Annotated in this window: 19 protein-coding genes, 1 tRNA gene, 1 pseudogene and 1 riboswitch; of the genes and pseudogenes, 20 read left to right on the forward strand and 1 reads right to left on the reverse strand. The window is 42.8% G+C overall.

The annotated features are described in order from the left end of the window. Positions 1-20 precede the first annotated feature (20 nt). A complete protein-coding gene (locus ACFX4I_RS05930) occupies positions 21-2,009 on the forward strand; it encodes an acyltransferase family protein (RefSeq protein WP_377419632.1) in 1,989 nt (662 codons plus the stop codon). Positions 2,010-2,257: 248 nt separating this feature from the next. Here ACFX4I_RS05930 and ACFX4I_RS05935 read toward each other — a convergent pair. Then, a tRNA-Arg gene (locus tag ACFX4I_RS05935) sits at positions 2,258-2,331 on the reverse strand. A gap of 204 nt (positions 2,332-2,535) precedes the next feature. Here ACFX4I_RS05935 and ACFX4I_RS05940 point away from each other — a divergent pair. The 19 genes and pseudogenes from ACFX4I_RS05940 to ACFX4I_RS06030 all read left to right on the forward strand — a co-directional run bounded on the left by ACFX4I_RS05940 (position 2,536) and on the right by ACFX4I_RS06030 (position 17,632). Next, positions 2,536-3,408 (forward strand): polysaccharide deacetylase family protein, encoded by an 873-nt coding sequence (locus ACFX4I_RS05940; protein ID WP_377419634.1) that lies wholly within the window; start codon positions 2,536-2,538, stop codon positions 3,406-3,408. An 87-nt stretch (positions 3,409-3,495) separates the two neighbouring features. Further along, positions 3,496-3,669, forward strand: a riboswitch (cobalamin riboswitch). Between the two features lie 179 nt (positions 3,670-3,848). Next, the gene (locus tag ACFX4I_RS05945; RefSeq protein ID WP_309519795.1) at positions 3,849-4,814 is read left to right on the forward strand and encodes an ABC transporter substrate-binding protein; all 966 of its coding nucleotides are present in this window, start codon (positions 3,849-3,851) and stop codon (positions 4,812-4,814) included. Next, positions 4,777-5,832, forward strand: coding sequence for a FecCD family ABC transporter permease (locus ACFX4I_RS05950; RefSeq protein ID WP_377419636.1), 1,056 nt, complete (start codon positions 4,777-4,779; stop codon positions 5,830-5,832). The genes ACFX4I_RS05945 and ACFX4I_RS05950 overlap by 38 nt, the downstream gene beginning before the upstream one ends. A 6-nt stretch (positions 5,833-5,838) precedes the next feature. Further along, positions 5,839-7,311 (forward strand): heme ABC transporter ATP-binding protein, encoded by a 1,473-nt coding sequence (locus tag ACFX4I_RS05955; protein WP_377419638.1) that lies wholly within the window; start codon positions 5,839-5,841, stop codon positions 7,309-7,311. Then, positions 7,308-8,273, forward strand: a complete 966-nt coding sequence (gene cbiB, locus ACFX4I_RS05960; RefSeq protein WP_377419640.1) for an adenosylcobinamide-phosphate synthase CbiB — start codon at positions 7,308-7,310, stop codon at positions 8,271-8,273. Before ACFX4I_RS05955 ends, cbiB begins: the two co-directional genes overlap by 4 nt. Next, the gene (gene cobD / locus ACFX4I_RS05965; RefSeq protein WP_377419642.1) at positions 8,248-9,321 is read left to right on the forward strand and encodes a threonine-phosphate decarboxylase CobD; all 1,074 of its coding nucleotides are present in this window, start codon (positions 8,248-8,250) and stop codon (positions 9,319-9,321) included. The genes cbiB and cobD overlap by 26 nt, the downstream gene beginning before the upstream one ends. Next, entirely contained in the window at positions 9,294-9,869 is a 576-nt protein-coding gene (locus ACFX4I_RS05970) for a bifunctional adenosylcobinamide kinase/adenosylcobinamide-phosphate guanylyltransferase (RefSeq protein ID WP_377419644.1), read from the forward strand. Before cobD ends, ACFX4I_RS05970 begins: the two co-directional genes overlap by 28 nt. Then, positions 9,866-10,657, forward strand: coding sequence for an adenosylcobinamide-GDP ribazoletransferase (cobS, locus tag ACFX4I_RS05975; RefSeq protein ID WP_377419646.1), 792 nt, complete (start codon positions 9,866-9,868; stop codon positions 10,655-10,657). Before ACFX4I_RS05970 ends, cobS begins: the two co-directional genes overlap by 4 nt. Further along, a complete protein-coding gene (locus ACFX4I_RS05980) occupies positions 10,615-11,232 on the forward strand; it encodes a histidine phosphatase family protein (protein WP_377419648.1) in 618 nt (205 codons plus the stop codon). The genes cobS and ACFX4I_RS05980 overlap by 43 nt, the downstream gene beginning before the upstream one ends. A 5-nt stretch (positions 11,233-11,237) precedes the next feature. Then, positions 11,238-11,612 carry a bifunctional adenosylcobinamide kinase/adenosylcobinamide-phosphate guanylyltransferase gene (locus ACFX4I_RS05985; RefSeq protein ID WP_377419650.1) on the forward strand — a complete coding sequence of 125 codons (375 nt, stop codon included), beginning with the start codon at positions 11,238-11,240 and terminating at the stop codon, positions 11,610-11,612. Between the two features lie 14 nt (positions 11,613-11,626). Beyond that, positions 11,627-12,211: a cob(I)yrinic acid a,c-diamide adenosyltransferase gene (locus tag ACFX4I_RS05990; protein ID WP_377419652.1), complete on the forward strand. Its 585-nt coding sequence runs from the start codon at positions 11,627-11,629 to the stop codon at positions 12,209-12,211. A gap of 2 nt (positions 12,212-12,213) precedes the next feature. After that, positions 12,214-12,708: an ECF transporter S component gene (locus tag ACFX4I_RS05995; protein ID WP_377419654.1), complete on the forward strand. Its 495-nt coding sequence runs from the start codon at positions 12,214-12,216 to the stop codon at positions 12,706-12,708. Next, a complete protein-coding gene (locus ACFX4I_RS06000) occupies positions 12,705-13,403 on the forward strand; it encodes an ATP-binding protein (protein ID WP_377419656.1) in 699 nt (232 codons plus the stop codon). Before ACFX4I_RS05995 ends, ACFX4I_RS06000 begins: the two co-directional genes overlap by 4 nt. Before the next feature lie 132 nt (positions 13,404-13,535). Further along, entirely contained in the window at positions 13,536-13,679 is a 144-nt protein-coding gene (locus ACFX4I_RS06005) for a GntT/GntP/DsdX family permease (RefSeq protein WP_309519614.1), read from the forward strand. 114 nt (positions 13,680-13,793) lie between these two features. After that, positions 13,794-14,150 (forward strand): annotated as a pseudogene (locus tag ACFX4I_RS06010) (GntT/GntP/DsdX family permease). A 71-nt stretch (positions 14,151-14,221) separates the two neighbouring features. Continuing rightward, complete coding sequence (locus ACFX4I_RS06015; protein WP_241663316.1) at positions 14,222-14,284, forward strand: hypothetical protein; 63 nt, start codon at positions 14,222-14,224, stop codon at positions 14,282-14,284. A 22-nt stretch (positions 14,285-14,306) separates the two neighbouring features. Then, positions 14,307-15,851: a gluconokinase gene (gene gntK / locus ACFX4I_RS06020; RefSeq protein ID WP_377419658.1), complete on the forward strand. Its 1,545-nt coding sequence runs from the start codon at positions 14,307-14,309 to the stop codon at positions 15,849-15,851. A gap of 97 nt (positions 15,852-15,948) precedes the next feature. Continuing rightward, positions 15,949-16,425, forward strand: coding sequence for a Cys-tRNA(Pro) deacylase (gene ybaK, locus ACFX4I_RS06025; RefSeq protein ID WP_230300281.1), 477 nt, complete (start codon positions 15,949-15,951; stop codon positions 16,423-16,425). An 88-nt stretch (positions 16,426-16,513) separates the two neighbouring features. Next, positions 16,514-17,632, forward strand: a complete 1,119-nt coding sequence (locus tag ACFX4I_RS06030; RefSeq protein WP_283932414.1) for a PRK06851 family protein — start codon at positions 16,514-16,516, stop codon at positions 17,630-17,632. Positions 17,633-17,761: the final 129 nt, after the last annotated feature.

Here is a 17,761-nt window from a genome sequence, read left to right on the forward strand (position 1 = left end):
AAAGTAGGAGATAGAATCAAATGAATCAACCATTAATTAATATTGAGAGTAAATTCAGACCCGAGATCGAAGGGTTACGTGTTGTTGCCGCACTGCTGGTAGCGGTATATCATATATGGTTAAATCGTGTTTCTGGTGGAGTTGATGTTTTCTTTGTAATTTCAGGTTTTCTGATTACCACTTCAATTGTTTCCACAATTAATCGTACAGGGGAATATCGTTTTCGGCCATATGTCACAAAGTTAATGAAAAGATTACTTCCTTCTGTATTTTTTATTCTTGCAATTGTTCTGGTTTTAAGTTGGTTTTTATTACCTAAATCAATTTTAGATAAAACTATACATGAAGTATTTGCCTCAATGTTTTTCTACCAAAACTGGCAATTGGCTTTCTCGAGCACGGATTATTTAGATTCCAGCCAAATGAAAACGCCTGTTGAACACTTTTGGGCTTTGTCCATACAAGGACAATTTTATATAATCTGGTTTTTGGTATTCACTTTAATTTTATTGATAATAAAAAAATATAAATTAACTAAAGTTAAAACATTAATCAATACTATTTTAGGAATATTATTTGTATCTTCTTTTATATACTCAATATATTTAACCTCTGTCAATCAGCCATGGGCTTATTTCATTACGATGACACGTGTGTGGGAATTTGCTTTAGGCAGTTTGCTCTGTATCAATTTATCAGCAATCAAGGTAAATAAATATATTGCTACAGTGATAGGTTGGCTCGGATTAATCGGTTTAATTTTAACTGGAATAGTATTCAATGTATCTGAAATGTTTCCAGGGTATATTGCCTTATGGCCAATGACCTGCGCATTATTCATTGTTTTGTCTGGTACACGCGATACGAAATATGGTGTCAAACGCTTTTTAGGTTCCCCGGTAATGGTGAAGCTAGGTGGAATTGCTTTTGGAATCTATTTGTGGCATTGGGTATTATTGGAGTTCTATCGTTATAATGTCCAGGAAACTCCAGGATTCATCGTCGGAACTCTTATTATCATTTCATCAATTGCCCTTTCATTTTTAATGACTCGATATATAGAAGAGCCAATCCGAAGCTCAAAGGATAATAAATTCTCATTCAAGAGAATCGGGATAATGGGCAGTGTGAATGTACTCTTGATTGCATCTCTTTTAATTGGGGTATATATAGATCAAAATAAGCTGGAAAATAATATAAACGATAAAAATTATCCAGGAGCGTTAGCTGTAAAAAAACCTGATGATATACCTGATCAAGAACCGATTCCATCCTATTCTGAAGTCTTTGATGATTTACCGAAAGCGCATTTGGACGGCAGTAACCAAGGGTTAAAGGAAAGTGACCTGAAAATTGGGGAATATGGCGAAACTGAAAATTACGATGCTACAATTGCCCTGATCGGCAGTTCCCATTCAGAGCATTGGTTAGGTGCCATTTTAGAAGCAACAAAAGATGACAATTATCGTGTATTGAATATGACTCGTTCAGGTACACGTTTTTCAACAGGGTATGCGGATGATGATTTGAAAGGTATCTGGGTCAATAATGTTCTCGATTATCTAAAGGATTCAGATGTAGATCTTGTCATTTCTCACGCCACAGCTTCTGATACGCCTAATAATAAAATACAACAACAAATGGTTGATCAGCTGCAGTATGTTAAAGATGAATATGGTATTGAAGTGTTAGCGATTCGTGATGATCCAAGATATAGTTTTAATGTGCTGGAATCATTAGAAACACATGGACTAGAAGAAACTACAAAAAAAATGAATTCAGTAGATAATCAGAAAGACGAAAGCTTTTGGAGACAATTTGAAAAAGAGAATCAATCCTTGCATAAAATTGACTTAACAGATTACTTCAAGGTAAACGGTAAATTTCAGCCTATTATTGGTAATGTTATCATTTACCGTGATAATAGACATTTAACGAATACTTATTCTGAAAGTTTCGGACCTGTTTTTGAAGAAAAAATCAACGAGATAGGCCTAGATAGAAAATAAGTATAACTAAAGGGTAATTTGTTTGAAGTATAATATTGGTTATCTTGATATAAAGAATCTGAGTTCTGTGTTTTACAGGGCTCGGATTTTTTTATATCTATTAAGCTTGATGAAGTTGTGGTCACTTTGTCTAATTTAGCTTTGAGTCCTGCATTTTTTCCATCCCATAAATCACTTGCTCTTATACCAACAGAAAAAACCCTGTTACTCCGCGGAAGAAGCGCGTTGTAACAGGGTTTTTTAATTAGCGTCCCAGATAGGAATCGAACCTACGACCTACAGCTTAGGAGGCTGTCGCTCTATCCTGCTGAGCTACTGGGACATATATATAAGTCGACGACTTATTTATTATATTTCTTATAGGCAAACTTTTCAAGCTTATAGCACATACTTATGAAAAAAATCTTCATAAATGCTCAGCAGGTCACTAAGCTCTCGCGTTTTCCTATCATTTCATTAAATGGAATACTTTATTATCCGCTAGTTTTCTGGTACTATTACACTAGAAAAAATTAGGGGAATGATAGTGAAAAGATATAGAGTTTTATGGATGGTGGCATTGCTGGGGATTTTGATTTTACCTGGATGTTCACAACGGATTTTAGAGGGTATAGGCATAAAGACGGCAGCACCGATTGCGGAAGATGACATTGAGGTGGCCGAGGCGGCTGAGAATGAGACCGGTCAGGATTTGGAAGGTCAAATCGATACGGGAGACTGGATAACGGCCGAGTCCGCAGTCCAGCTTCCAATCTTGATGTATCACAGCATTTCTGAAGGTAATGGCCTTCGGGTTCCAAGTGAGGAATTCCGATCACAGATGGCTTGGCTTCGGGAAAATGGTTACTATACATTATCCCCTGAAGAAGCATACCTCGTTTTAACCGAGAATCGGATGCCAAGTGAGAAGTGCGTCTGGCTTACTTTTGATGATGGTTACACAGATAACTACACGGAGGCTTTCCCGATATTAAAGGAAAATGATATGAAAGCAACTGTCTTCATGATCGGTAAGTCCATTGATAAAGGTCATCACCTGACTGAAGATCAAATGTTGGAGATGAGCAGGAATGGGATTTCGATCGAAAGCCATACCATCAACCATTTGGAGCTGAACCGCATGACGGCAGAGCAGCAAGAAGCGGAAATGGTTCAGTCGAAGGAGCTATTCGACCGTATCCTCGATCAGGACACGACAGTGCTTTCCTATCCGGTTGGCCGGTATAATGAAGAGAGTCTAAGGCTGTCAGAAGAAGCTGGATACAAGATGGCAGTCACTACCGAACCTGGGGGAGCTTCAAGGGACCAAGGGATGCATGCCCTGCATCGAGTTCGGATTTCACCCGGGTTATCAGTCGATGGGTTTGCGTCACTGATTGAAAATTCTTCAAATCATTGAAGGTGGACGGGTCATTTCGAACTTGTTCAGAAAAATCATATAATAATCGATTCTAACATGGTGTATAATGAAGGCAGTGAAAATTATATGCATAAGAACGATTTGGTGTCTTAATGACTTAAAAGGGAAGTTGGTGAAATGCCAGCGCGGTCCCGCCACTGTATATGGGAGTTGACGGCTGTGTACCACTGTATGAGATATGGGAAGGTGCCGTTGACGATGACCATGAGCCAGGAGACCTGCCGAATTCGTACACCTGTAACCTACGCGGATGGGAAGGTGTGTGGCAGACCCTAAGAAAGAGTCCGTAATGATATTGTTGCCATGCAAGCACCTTCCGTTTAACGGGAGGTGCTTTTTGTTTTGGGGGCATCTTCCAACAATGCGTTTTCTTTATTTAGGTGGGAAGAAATTAAATGAAAAGATTGTGGGGAATGAAAATGAAGAAGATTTTTGGTCTGATATTGTTGATGTTGCTTACTGCAGGCATGATGGTTGGCTGCAGTGATGCTACTGATGAAGGAAAAGAAAAGCAGCAAACGAATCATGCTCAACACGAAGCTTTCCCGATTACGATTAAAGATGCAACTGGGGAAAAAGTAACGATAGAACAAAAACCGAAGAAAATCGTTTCGTTGATACCAAGTAATACGGAAGTGGTCTTTGCACTTGGTTTGGGCAAAAAGGTCGTTGGTGTATCCGACAATGATAATTACCCGGAAGAAACGAAGGAAATTGAAAAAGTTGGCGGAATGGAAATGAACACAGAGCTGATTGTCTCCATGAAGCCTGATCTTGTTCTTGCGCATGCATCAAGTGCCCATAATTCAAATGAGGGTTTACAACAACTTAAGGATGCTGGAATAGATGTCCTCGTAGTCAATGATGCACAAAGCTTTGACCAAGTCTATAAGTCTATTGAAATGATTGGACAGGCAACGGGAGAACATGATAAGGCAAAAGAAATCGTTACGGATATGAAAACGAAGCTCAAGGATATCCAGGAAAAGGCCAAATCCGTAAAGGAAGAGGATAGGAAGACCGTTTTAGTGGAAGTTTCGCCTTCACCGGATATATACACACCTGGAAAAAATACTTTCATGAATGAGATGCTTAATATTATTTCAGCGGATAATGCTGCTGCTGAATTGGACGGATGGGCAAAAATTGATGAAGAGTCGATGATTGCTGCAAATCCGGATGTCATCATTACAACGTATGGTTACTATACGAAAGATTCAGTAAGTGAAGTGACGGGCCGAAAAGGATGGCAAGACGTAAATGCTATTAAGAATGGCCAAGTCTTTGATGTCCATTCTGACTTGGTGACCCGTTCCGGTCCACGTTTAATAGAGGGAGTAGAGGAACTTGCCAAATCAGTCTATCCGAACCAATTTGACAACTAAATGGACGTTTGCTTATTTGATTGCGTTGTTAATTTTGTTATTCGCAATGACGATAGGCATTTCCTTTGGTTCGGTGCCAGTACCCATTCCCGTACTTATACAAATAATCGGCAAGGAGATTTTCCATTTGCCGATTTCTGCTGATCCGGATGTGATGCTTACGAATATCGTGATGAACATCCGCTTGCCGCGTGTATTGCTTGCGGGTTTGGTCGGGGCATCACTTGCGATTGCAGGTGCGGCTTTTCAGGGACTGCTCCGGAACCCGCTCGCTGATCCTTACACATTGGGTATTTCATCAGGAGCATCGGTCGGCGCCGTATTGACAATATTCTTGAATATTTCACTGCCATTCATCGGTTTATATACTCTTCCGGCATTGAGCATCTTATGCTCAGTGCTCACGATGCTTTGCGTACTGACTTTTGCAAAAAAAATGGATCGTTCGATGAAAGTGGAAACGATTATTTTAACGGGAATCATTTTCAGCTCGTTTTTAAGTGCCTTCATTTCATTGATGATTGCGCTGACGGGTGATGAATTAAGACAAATTATCGGCTGGCTGATGGGTAGCGTTTCAATGCGCGGATGGAATTACATTGCAATCATTTTGCCGTTTTTTATCATTGGTTCATTGATCTTGATCATGAATACAAGTGAATTGAATGCGATGACTTTCGGGGAGGACCGGGCAAAACACTTAGGTGTGAATGTTAAACGGCGGAAAATGTGGATCTTGATAGCCGGTTCGACATTGACAGGGGCAGCCGTTGCCGTTTCGGGGGCAATTGGCTTTGTAGGATTGGTCATTCCTCATTTTGTCCGAAAGATTTGGGGGCCTGACCATAAACATTTACTTCCGTTGTCATTGTTGATAGGAAGCGGATTCTTAATATTGGCGGATTTTGTGGCACGAACGATCATTGCCCCATCGGAACTGCCGATCGGGGTGATCACCTCACTTATCGGGGCACCTGCATTTGCGCTGATTTTATTAAAGAGACGGAGAGAAGGGTAAAAACGGATGCTTGAAGTAAGAGGGTTAACAGGTGGATATCATAACAAAGCTGTTTTGGACTCTGTCTCTTTTGATGTACATAAAGGGGAATTATTCGGGATTCTTGGTCCAAATGGCAGCGGAAAAACGACGCTTTTAAGCATGCTTAGCGGGGTGCTCGATTATAAAGGAGGAAGCGTACGGATAAGAGGCAGGGATTTGAAGGATTATTCGTCAAAACAACTTGCACAGGTCATTGCTGTGCTCCCTCAACATTCCTCATTAGCTTTCTCCTATACAGTAAAAGAGACGGTCTCACTTGGGCGATATGCCCATCAATCAGGTTGGTTCCATAGTTGGTCCGCGGAAGATGAATCGATTGTCCAACGAGTTATGGAACAAACGGGAGTAGCAGATTTTCAGGATCTTCATTTTGAACGTTTATCAGGAGGGGAGAGACAAAGGGTCTTGCTGGCACAGGCACTTGCCCAAGAGCCGGAAATCCTTTTTTTGGATGAACCTACGAACCACTTGGATCTTTCCTATCAAAAAGATCTTCTTGATCTAATGAGGAAAATGGCAAAAGAGCAGAAGTTGACCGTTATTTCAATTTTTCATGATTTGAATTTGGCAGGATTATATTGTGATCGGCTTATGTTGCTTGAGAAAGGGCAGATTCAGGTTGTTGATGTGCCGAACGAAGTGCTCCAACAGGAACGGATTCAGGATGTATATCATACGACGATCGAAAAACATCCACATCCCGCCCTTCCGAAACCGCAGATGTTCATCGTTCCGGAAATACATGGCCATGATACTATCCCATTGGAAATTGATGGTTCTTATTTGACGGTCGGTCCTGAGATGATTCAATTGGATTCTCCGATCCCGCTTAGAACGATGTCTTCTGGAGTGACTGGTTCAGGGACGGGCTGGCATAAATATTTTGTGAATAGGCACGTCCATCATGGCTATGATTGCGAGGATCATCATTTCGAAATGGCCGACTATTTAAAGACTCATGGCTTTGAACCTCGGGAAACGGTAGGGATGATGACAGCTGTCTTTCTCGATACGGTTGCTTTCAAGCTATTAAGAGCTGAAGATTTCTCGGTTTTTGTTATCGTGACGGCTGGTGTAGGGAATGCCATCGACGCTTCTTTAGCTGACCGGCATTCTTGGAATCCCGCTCCAGGAACCATAAATACTTGGATATTCGTAAATGGGCATTTGGCAGAAGAGGCTTTCATCCACAGCATAGTTACTGCAACCGAGGCAAAAGTAAAAGCCCTTCATGATTTGCATGTCATGGACAAGGTGACAAATACATATGCAACAGGAACATCGACAGACAGCATTTTGATTGCGGCAACTCAAAGAGGGGCAAAGCTTCAATATGCAGGCACCATCACTCCGTTAGGGAAGCTGATCAGTCGCGGTGTATATGATTGTACAGTGGAAGCATTAAAGAATACCCGGAAACGGATTGAGGATTTATGATTTATTATCATCTTTTTGCAGTAACGCTGGCGTTTTTCCTTGATCTATTAATTGGTGATCCGCCAAATTGGCCGCATCCAGTCAAATGGATAGGAACGATGATAAGCAAGTTGGATCTGGCATTCAATAGAGGGGCATATAAGAAACGGAATGGACTCTTCATGTTGATCATCGTCTTATCGGTGGTGTTATTGATTACTGGTCTTACCGTCTATTTGGCTTATCGGATCCATCCGCTTGCAGGTATCCTTTGGGAAGCTGTTGTCATTTCCACTACGATAGCTCAGAAGGGCTTGAAGCAAGCTGGGATGGATGTTTGCCTTCCTCTTAATGAACGGGATTTTCCTGAAGCGAGGCTTAAGCTGTCCTATATCGTGGGCCGTGATACTGCTGATCTCGATGAATCCGAAATAGTCAGGGGCACCGTGGAAACCGTAGCGGAAAATACTAGTGATGGGATTACAGCACCGATGTTTTGGGCAGCATTTGGCGGTGCGCCGCTCGCGATGATGTACAGGGCGATTAATACCTGCGATTCCATGGTAGGGTACAAAAATGATAAATATGGGCAATTCGGCTGGGCTTCAGCCAAGCTCGATGATATCGTCAACTGGATTCCCAGCCGCCTCACCGGATTCCTGATGTTGCTGAGCTCGAAATCCGGCCATCATGGATTTGGTGCCAGATGGAAGATATTATTCAAAGACGCAAAAAAACATCCAAGCCCGAATAGCGGGTGGTGTGAAGCAGGCGTTGCTGCCATTTTGGGAATACAGCTTGGAGGCCGGAATATGTACAAAGGAATTGTTTCCGACCGTGCGAGGATGGGAGTTCCGCTTGTTCGATTGGAAGCAAAACATATACCAAAAACGATTACCATCATGCATCGGTCATCTTTTCTATTTCTACTGATGCTATGGCTAGGGGGACTTATTCTTGACATTACCTTCTCATGGCTCTAATCCTCATTATCTTTACGAAGCGCTGGAAATCGAAATGCCAGAATCGGTACTCGACTTCAGTGCTAACATCAACCCATTGGGTCCGCCTTTACGCATAAAGGAACAGTGGTCTGGGTTTTTCGAAGGAATCCTTCAATACCCAGATCCGCATGCCATTGAACTGACAAAATCAATTGCAAAAAAAGAAGCTCTTCCTGAGCAATCCGTTTTGGTGGGGAACGGTGGTGCTGAAATAATCATGTTGGTGGCGAACGGACTAGCCAATCAAAGGGTGCTGATCATTCAGCCGGCATTTGCGGAATATGCAGAAGCTTGTTTGGCAGCCGGAAGTAAGGTCGATTATCACCAGCTTGATGCTCCTGAGTGGCAATTGGACTTGGATCGCTTGATTCCCCGATTACCCGAATATGATGCAATTTTCTTATGTACGCCTAATAATCCGACAGGTGTTTCATTTAAGCGGGATACAGTTAGGGAATTGATCATTGAATGCCAAAAAGCGGATTGCCTGGTTGTCCTGGATGAGGCTTTTTATGATTTTACGGAGGATGCCTTTAGTTATGCCTCTTTAATCAATGTATTTCCACATTTACTCATTCTAAGATCAATGACTAAAATCTTTGCAATTCCGGGTTTGAGACTGGGCTATTTGCTTGCGGCACCTGACATCATAAAACGGGTAAGAAATTATAAACCGCATTGGAGCGTCAACCATGTGGCACTTGAAGTAGGGAAAATCTGTCTTGCAGAAGAAGCCTATATGAGAAAGACAAGAGACTATATTGCATTGCAAAAGCAAAAACTATTCCGGTTTTATGAGGAGCAAGGGTTGCATGTCTCCGATAGCACAGTCAATTTTTATTTGGTGAAAGATGAATCCTTATCCCTTTTCCCCTTTTTGCTGAAAAAAGGAATCGTACCGCGCCATACCTATAATTTTCCCGGTTTGGATGGAAGGTGGCTTCGGTTTGCAGTGAAGAGTGAACATGATAACGAAGTACTGATGGAGGGGGTAAGACAGTGGAGAAAGCAAGGCTCTGTTTTATAACCGGGGGTGTCCGTTCCGGAAAAAGCAGCTTCGCAGAAAGCAAGGCCCTGGAGTATGCACTCCAAACGGATGGGAACTTGCATTACCTCGCCTGTGGCCGTATCAGTGATGTGGAGATGGGTGAACGCATCCTTAGGCACCGGAGAGATAGAGAAAGCAGCCCAATTGCTTGGAAAACTTCCGAATACGCAACGGATATTACAAGAATAGGGGAGGACATTGATCAGGATTCCATCATTCTGCTCGATTGTCTGACAACCCTGCTTGATAACGAACTATTTGGCCCTGGTATTCCGCTTGAAGAAGAATTTTTAGATAGCGTTTTTTCAAAAATAATAACCGGAATCAATGAGATAAGAAAACAATCCAGCTGTTTAATAGTCGTGAGCAATGAATTGGTGCAGGAACCGATTTTCCAGGATGAATTCCTTCATATATATGGAAAAACCCTTGGCCAGCTTCATCAAACGATCGTCGGGCAGGCCGATGAAGCCTATCTTGTAGAAGCGGGAATTCCATTGCAAAAGAAAGGGTGCATGCAGGAATGAGCGGAGTGATCGGATTTTTAATTAATCTGCAGTTCTTTACGGTTTTTCCAATAAAGAAGCAGCTTCCGATGGAGAAGAAATATATTCACCGTGCCATTCAAACCTTTCCATTGGTAGGTCTTTTGCTAGGCTTGATATTGGGCGGTGTTTTGTATGCGCTAGTGGAATGGACCCCATTGTCATCGCTTGCGATTGCCTTTTTTCTTTGGTTTTTGACGATGGCATTAACGGGAGGATTGCATCTCGATGGCTGGATCGATGCAAGTGATGCTTTTTTTTCCTATCAGGATAAAGAGCGGCGATTGGAAATCATGAAGGATTCCAGGACAGGTGCATTCGGTGTCGTCTCCGTCATAGTCCTATTGGCCGCCCGGTTTCTATTTATCTATGAAATTGTCGAAAGGGTAAATGAATGGACATACCTCTTGATCATTGCCCTTCCACTCTTAAGCAAATGCGCGATGGGTTATTTACTTATCCGGATGCCGCTGGCTAAAAAAGAGGGACTCGGTGCTTTTTTTCAAAGTGCAGTAAAGAAAAGCAGTTTGCCCATTTATTGGCTGTACCTCCTTGTAAGTCTGGTGATTGCCTGGATCATCGATTTTAAGCTTGTCACCTTATTTTTCATCATGTGTCTGGCTGCGGTGTTTTTCCTGGTTTATATAAAACGTAAAATCGTCAGTTGGTTCGGTGGGATAACGGGGGATGTATTGGGGGCATCCGTGGAAGGGGTTGAGCTTTGGTTATGGCTGATATTGTGGCTATTACACTACTTCGCCATGGGCTGACAGAAGCAAATGAGCGAAAGGCCTATTTAGGCTGGACGGATTCCCCATTAAGCGTCAAAGGAGAAAAGGAAATACTGGAATTAAGAGGCTCTTACCCAAAGTATGAAAAAATTCACAGCAGTGATTTGCCCCGCTGTGTGGAAACTGTACGAATGCTGTTTCCACATGCAGTTCCGGTCAAAAACCCTTCGTTCCGTGAAATGAACTTCGGCAGTTGGGAAGGTCGGACGTATCATGAGTTGAAGAATGATCGAGATTATCTTAATTGGCTGGAACGTCCCATGGAGGCCCTTGTGCCTGGGGGTGAAAGCTATCCGGCATTTTCCGAGCGTGTGAATAATGGCTGGAACCATTTGATTGCCTGTAAGGAGAACCGAATTGCCCTAATGACGCATGGAGGGGTAATTCGTGATTTATTGGTCCGCTATGCACCGAAGGAAAGGGATTTTTTTGAGTGGGGAATTTCCCATGGAAGGGGATATGAGCTGATATGGGAAGACCGGGAAAGCTTAAGGAGGGGAGAACGCTGCACTTTGTTACAGGAGGCGCCTATAATGGGAAAACTAAATGGGTAAAGCAATTGTATGGTTTGGAAAATGATGTCCTTTGTCTATCCGGTTATCGAAAAGAACATCCGGAATTGATTGATTTTCAAGGCAAGACTGTTGTATTGCAAGGGTTGGATGCATGGATTCAACAAGATGCAGAAAAGATGGATTCAGATTCGATTCGAAAAAGATGGCAGGAAATCATGGCTGATTGGCGAATATGGGAGAAAGAAAAGGATGAACACAATTGCATTGTGATCGGTTCTGATATTTCCAAAGGCATTGTCCCAATCGAAGCAAAAGATCGCAGATGGCGCGATGCCTGTGGATGGGTCTTTCAAGATGTAGCATCCATATCGAGTCGCGTTGATATCATCTGGTATGGAATTAACCAGCGAATAAAGTAGAGGAGGCAATTGGGATGAAAATCTATACACGTACAGGGGATAAGGGACAAACAAGCGTAATCGGAGGTCGGCTTGATAAGGATGACATCCGTGTTGAATCTTATGGAACGGTGGATGAAGTGAATAGCTATATCGGTCTTGCGGTGACAGAATTGGATTCAGCGATATTTACGGATGTACTGGCCGATCTAGAGAAAATCCAGCATGAGTTGTTTGACTGCGGCGGTGATTTGGCAACCGTTTCCGAAAAGGCTCCACAAAAGCTGACGGAGGAGGCCATTACCTATTTGGAAGAACGAATAGATGCCTTCATAATTGAAGCGCCGGAATTGGAAAAGTTTATTCTGCCTGGCGGCTCAAAAGCGGCTGCAACCATTCACATCGCCCGTACCGTTACAAGAAGGGCGGAACGATTGGTCGTTTCATTGATCAAGACTGGTGCGGCCGTTTCACCATTATCACTTCAATATTTAAATCGTTTGTCGGATTACTTCTTTGCTGTTGCACGTGTGATCAACTTCCGTCTTGGTGTGAAAGATGTGGAGTATATCCGCAGCGCAAATGTATTCCGTGGAGGGAAAAGAAAGGAAAAAGAGTAAACATGGATGTAAGAAAAATTAGTGCAATTGCTATTTTCATTGCCTTATCGGCGGTAGGGGCAATGATTAAAATCCCTTCCCCGATCGGGAGTATCGCCTTGGATAGTTTTCCGGCCCTTTTGGCGGCTGTCATACTTGGCCCGGTATCGGGGGCTATTGTAGCTGGGCTTGGTCATATCATTTCAGCGTTATTCGGCGGCATGCCACTTGGGCCATTCCACTTTTTGATCATGGTCGAAATGGCAGTCCTGACATGGATGTTTAGCATTTTATATATGAACGGAAAAAAAGTAGGCGCATTTTTCCTCTTCTTTATCGGTAATGCCTTCGTTTTAGCCCTGCCTTTCGCATTTCTGATCAGCCCTGGTTTTTACACGTTATTGATTCCGGGATTGACGGCAGCGACGGCAGTAAATGTAGTATTGGCGGCCCTATTACTGCCACGCTTGGAGCCTGTCTTGAAAAAAATGATTTTTAAAGATGGACTCGCAGAATGAGTGATTCATTGATTTTACCATTTTCCGAATCAGATTCATTGATTATATCAAGTGATAATAGCGGCGGAATTGGCCTGAAGGAAAAAGATCTTGTCCATGTCCCTTATGAGGTCGTTGGATATTATTCCTTTCGGGTTGCCGTCATGGAATGTTTGGGCGTTGGCGGGAGTCCAGTATCCGTCGTTCTAAATAATTTCTGCGGTGATCAAGCCTGGGAGGACTTGACCAGAGGTGTCAGGAAGGGGCTGAATGAATTGGGGATGGAGGATCTTCCCATTACAGGCAGCACTGAAAGTAACATGCCGCTTCTTCAATCAGCACTTGGACTTATGGTGATTGGTAAACGAGCGAATGAATCCGTTAAAAAGCAGCATCCTTTACGGAAAATAGCTCTGATCGGCAGGCCGCTCGTTGGAGAAGAAGTAATGGAACAGCAAGATTGGGTCGCGCCGTTATCTTTATATAAAAGCCTATGTGAAATGGAAGGTGTTCAGGCATTTCCAGTCGGTTCAAAAGGGATAGCATATGAATGGGAGCATCTGGATCAAAGTGGTGAAGGTGTTTCTGTGAATATAAGTAATAAAGTCGAAATTGCAAAATCATCAGGACCGTCCACCTGCTTCCTCATTGCTTATCCTGAACAACTGGAGGAAGAAATCAAGCACCGATCCGGTCCTCTTTTTATTGGTGAATGATATTTCATGAATGAATCAGGTATCGAGTTTAGTTCACAATGAACTGGTTCGATGCTTTTTTCTTTGAGATCTTACCTTTTGGTATTCCTTTCCTGATTTAGCCTGAATTATTGAATAAGATGTTTAGTTTTCTTGATCATTATCATGGCCAAAGTAAAATGGCACCCATTTATTGGGTTACTTCTCGCCTCCGTCATTTTAGGGATCATCGCACGTATGGATATTCCTGATGTTGCAGATGCTGTTCAGACAGGGGCAGGTAATAATTTTGGTTAGATAGCACTCATTGTCAGTTTAGGTACCATGCTTGGAAAGGCGATGACCGAGTCGGTGAAAATCGGAATTCCCATGTTAGCTGGACCTGTTTTTGGTTCCTGCATAACTAAAAGAATGGATGTACAAGCACCTGAGGGGCTAGCGGATCAATTCACCAATAAACATAAACGCGAGCCCCCAGGTTTAGGCATTACCTTGATCGCGATTTTAATGCCGGTCTTATTGATGTTGATCAGAGCTTTCGGTGCTGTGTTTAGTGAAGATTCATTATTGAATGATTGAATTGCCTTCATTTGAAAACCAATCATCGCCCTCATGGTTTCTGTGGTGGTATCATTCTTTACTTTAGGTTGTGCTAGAGGTTTTAATAAAGAAGAACTAAGCCAATTCATGGCCGTCTGTCTCACCCCGACTGCACCCATCATCTTAATTATTGGAGCCGGCGGTGCATTTAAAAATGAATTGGGGTGAAGCCAGGATTTTGGATGATCAAATAGCCTTTTAATTTAACAGGCGCGCAAACGTTAAAGTCTTGGACGGTTATGGAAACGATTATATCAGTCGTTTCACTTATCCTAATCTTACTATTGAATTCAATTGTTTAAGAGAAAGGAGCATGATGTAAATATGGGACATTCAGGTTATATGATGGGAATCGATATTGGCACGACGAGTACGAAGGTCGTTCTTTTTTCAAAAGGGGGGGAGGTTGTCCAGTCTTGTTCGAGGGGATATCCTCTTCACAGTCCAACTCCTTCCGTTGCGGAACAAGATCCCGAGGAAATTTATAAAGCGGTCATCATTGCAATAGGCGAGGTCATGATTGCAAGCGGAATAGAAAAGCAAGAACTGGGCTTCATATCGTTCAGTTCGGCGATGCATAGCTTGATCGCAATTGGTAAAGACGGCAACCCGCTGACGAATAGCATTACATGGGCAGATAATCGAAGTGTTGCCTATGCGGAGAGTTTGAAGGCTTCGGAACAGGGGATGCAATTGTATCACAGAACGGGAACACCCATTCACCCGATGTCGCCAATCACGAAAGTAATGTGGTTAAGAAATGAGCATCCCGGGATTTTTAACGAAACGGAAAAATTTATAGGAATTAAAGAATACATCATCTATAAATTTTTCAATGAGTATGTGATGGATTATTCGCTCGCTTCTGCAACGGGCATGTTCAACTTGAATGACCTGAAGTGGGATGAAGAGGCACTCACCATTGCTGGAATTGGGGCTGACAAGCTGCCGACGCTTGTCCCTACAACGCATATCCTCTCAGGATTAAGTGAGGAATTAGCTGCAAAAATGAACATTCATGCTGGTACCCCGTTTGTGATTGGCGCGAGTGATGGAGTGCTTGCCAACTTAGGGCAAAACGCAATCAAGCCAGGCGTTCTGGCAGTGACAATCGGAACGAGCGGTGCGGTAAGGACCGTCAGTGACCGGCCGCTTACCGATCCCAAAGGCAGGACATTCTGCTATGCCCTTACTGAAAATCATTGGGTAATCGGCGGACCGGTCAACAACGGGGGAATCACCTTCAGATGGGCTCGCGATCAATTGGGCCGTGTGGAAATCGAAAAAGCGAAGGCTTCGGGACAGGACTCCTATGAGATTCTGACGGATATGGCTTCTAATATTGCACCTGGTTCTGATGGGTTGATATTCCACCCATATATGGCAGGAGAACGGGCACCATTATGGAGTGCCGATGCAAGGGGCTCCTTCTTTGGACTGGCGCTTCATCACACTCGTGACCATATGGTCCGGGCAGTGCTGGAGGGTGTGATGTATAACTTGTACAGTGTCCTTATTGCTGTAAAGGAGTTGACTGGTGCTCCCGAGAAGATTCATGCAAGCGGTGGATTTGTCCGCTCGAAGCTCTGGCGCCAAATCATGGCTGATATATTCAATCAAAACGTGACAATTCCTGAAAGCTTTGAGAGTTCGAGCTTAGGTGCCGCCGTTCTTGGATTATACGCTTTAGGCGAAATCGAAAGCCTTGATGAGGTTGAGGATATGGTTGGTGAAACGAATGAACTTGTCCCGATCAAAGAGAACGTTAAAGTGTATGAAGAATTAATGTCGATTTATTTATCCGTGAGCAGGCAATTGGAAGGCGACTACAAGAGGATCGCTGATTTCCAAAGACGCCATTTAGAATAATTTTTAGGGAAAGCACAGATGAATAAGCACTGTGCTTTTCTTTTTGCCCGGTATTTAAAATGGTAAGATGGTAGAAAACGATAAGGGGAACTTTCTTATGGGAGTCATTAAAACGAATGCAATGCGAATTCTTGATAACAAACGTATAGAGTATGGCATGATGAGTTATGATGCCCGCGATGGAAAAATCGACGGGATCACTGTTGCGGACAAGATTGGAAAAGCGCCGGAAACCGTTTTTAAAACGCTTGTTACCCATAACGGACCGCAGCAGCTTTACGTATTTGTCATCCCCGTCGCAACCGAACTGGACTTGAAAAAAGCAGCGAAGGCCGCAGGTGCAAAAAAAATTGAAATGCTTGCGGTTAAAGATCTGCAAAAATACACAGGGTACATTCGGGGAGGCTGTTCCCCAATCGGCATGAAAAGGCAATACCCGACCTTTATCGATGAAAGTGCAACAAACCTGCCTGAAATCATCGTAAGTGGAGGGAAAATCGGTACACAGATCGTATTAAAACCGTCAGAATTCCTGGAAGTCACACAAGCTGAATCTGTAGCCCTAATAAAATAAACTGTTTGCCAATAGGTATTCACCTATTGGGTCTTTTCTTCATACGCTGTCTTGAAGTTACATCTGTATTGTGAGGGAGAGTGTGAAAGTGACAGGAAAAGTGATGAATTATTTTGCTGGAGGCAATACGGCTAAAGGTTTTTATAGTTTATATGATTCCAATTTAAAAGGGCTGGAAAGATTATTCATATTAAAAGGCGGACCTGGTTCCGGTAAATCGACCATTATGAAAAAAATCGGCCAAGAATGGCTGGATAAAGGCTATGACATCGAGTATTTACATTGTTCGTCCGATAATGATTCCATTGATGGAATCATCATACCGGCTTTGAAAATCGGGATCGTGGATGGGACCGCGCCTCATGTGATTGAACCGAAGGCACCAGGGGCCATTGAGGAATATGTCAATCTAGGAGTTGCCTGGAATTCCCAGCAGCTGGCTTCTGAAAGAGCGGCCATCATAAAGTTGACGAATGCGAGAAGCAGGAGTTTCGAGAAGGCATATGCCCTATTCGCTGAAGCATTGAAGATACATGATGAATGGGAAGACATTTATAAGGCAAATATTGATTTCGCAAAATTGAATGGGTTGACCAATAAATTGATAGAAGGCTTTTATAGAGATATCGTCCTTAATAAGAAGTCGGATGTTCGTCACCGATTCTTAGGTGCAGCTACACCAACGGGTGCAGTTGATTTCATCCCCAATATTACTGAGGGAATACAAAAACGGTACTTTTTAAAGGGACGTCCAGGTTCAGGGAAATCAACGATGCTGAAGAAGATTGCAAAGGCTGCGGAGCAAAGAGGCTTTGATGTGGAAATATATCATTGTGGTTTCGATCCGCATAGCTTGGACATGGTAATCGTCCGGGAGGTTGGGATTGCCATATTTGACAGCACATCCCCGCATGAATATTTCCCGAGTTGTGGAGGGGATGAGATCATTGATATATATAAAACGGCCATCCTGCCAGGAACAGATGAAATATATGCCGAACAGTTAAAAGATGTTTCCGCTAGGTACCGGACGAAAATGAATGAAGCGACAGCAAATCTGGCTAAGGCAAAAGACCTGCATGACGAACTCGAAAAGATTTATGTAAAAGCAATGGATTTTACAGCCATCGATGACATTCAAAAAGACATCCACGAACAGATTATTGAACGGGCCCAAGATGTCGATAGAAAAACGATTCTACATTAAGAAATCAAACTGCACCTATCTTAATTAGGTGCAGTTTATTTATATACATAATAGGATTTTTTAATGACTGAAGTCACACCAAGAATATATAGGGGTTTGTTAAACGTGTTTATCCACGATCTTTCGGTT

Origin of the sequence: Peribacillus sp. YIM B13472 (assembly GCF_042788005.1) — a bacterium.
In the GTDB taxonomy this organism is placed as follows: domain Bacteria; phylum Bacillota; class Bacilli; order Bacillales; family DSM-1321; genus Peribacillus; species Peribacillus simplex_E.

What these genes read in the sequence shown, in the direction of transcription:
- ACFX4I_RS05990 (WP_377419652.1), top strand. Translation starts at nt 11,627, where the DNA reads ATGAAAATCTATACACGTACAGGGGATAAGGGACAAACAAGCGTAATC.
- gntK (WP_377419658.1), top strand. Translation starts at nt 14,307, where the DNA reads ATGGGACATTCAGGTTATATGATGGGAATCGATATTGGCACGACGAGT.
- ACFX4I_RS05995 (WP_377419654.1), top strand. Translation starts at nt 12,214, where the DNA reads ATGGATGTAAGAAAAATTAGTGCAATTGCTATTTTCATTGCCTTATCG.
- cobS (WP_377419646.1), top strand. Translation starts at nt 9,866, where the DNA reads ATGAGCGGAGTGATCGGATTTTTAATTAATCTGCAGTTCTTTACGGTT.
- ACFX4I_RS05945 (WP_309519795.1), top strand. Translation starts at nt 3,849, where the DNA reads ATGAAGAAGATTTTTGGTCTGATATTGTTGATGTTGCTTACTGCAGGC.
- ACFX4I_RS05955 (WP_377419638.1), top strand. Translation starts at nt 5,839, where the DNA reads ATGCTTGAAGTAAGAGGGTTAACAGGTGGATATCATAACAAAGCTGTT.
- cbiB (WP_377419640.1), top strand. Translation starts at nt 7,308, where the DNA reads ATGATTTATTATCATCTTTTTGCAGTAACGCTGGCGTTTTTCCTTGAT.
- ACFX4I_RS05930 (WP_377419632.1), top strand. Translation starts at nt 21, where the DNA reads ATGAATCAACCATTAATTAATATTGAGAGTAAATTCAGACCCGAGATC.
- ACFX4I_RS05980 (WP_377419648.1), top strand. Translation starts at nt 10,615, where the DNA reads ATGGCTGATATTGTGGCTATTACACTACTTCGCCATGGGCTGACAGAA.
- ACFX4I_RS06000 (WP_377419656.1), top strand. Translation starts at nt 12,705, where the DNA reads ATGAGTGATTCATTGATTTTACCATTTTCCGAATCAGATTCATTGATT.
- ybaK (WP_230300281.1), top strand. Translation starts at nt 15,949, where the DNA reads ATGGGAGTCATTAAAACGAATGCAATGCGAATTCTTGATAACAAACGT.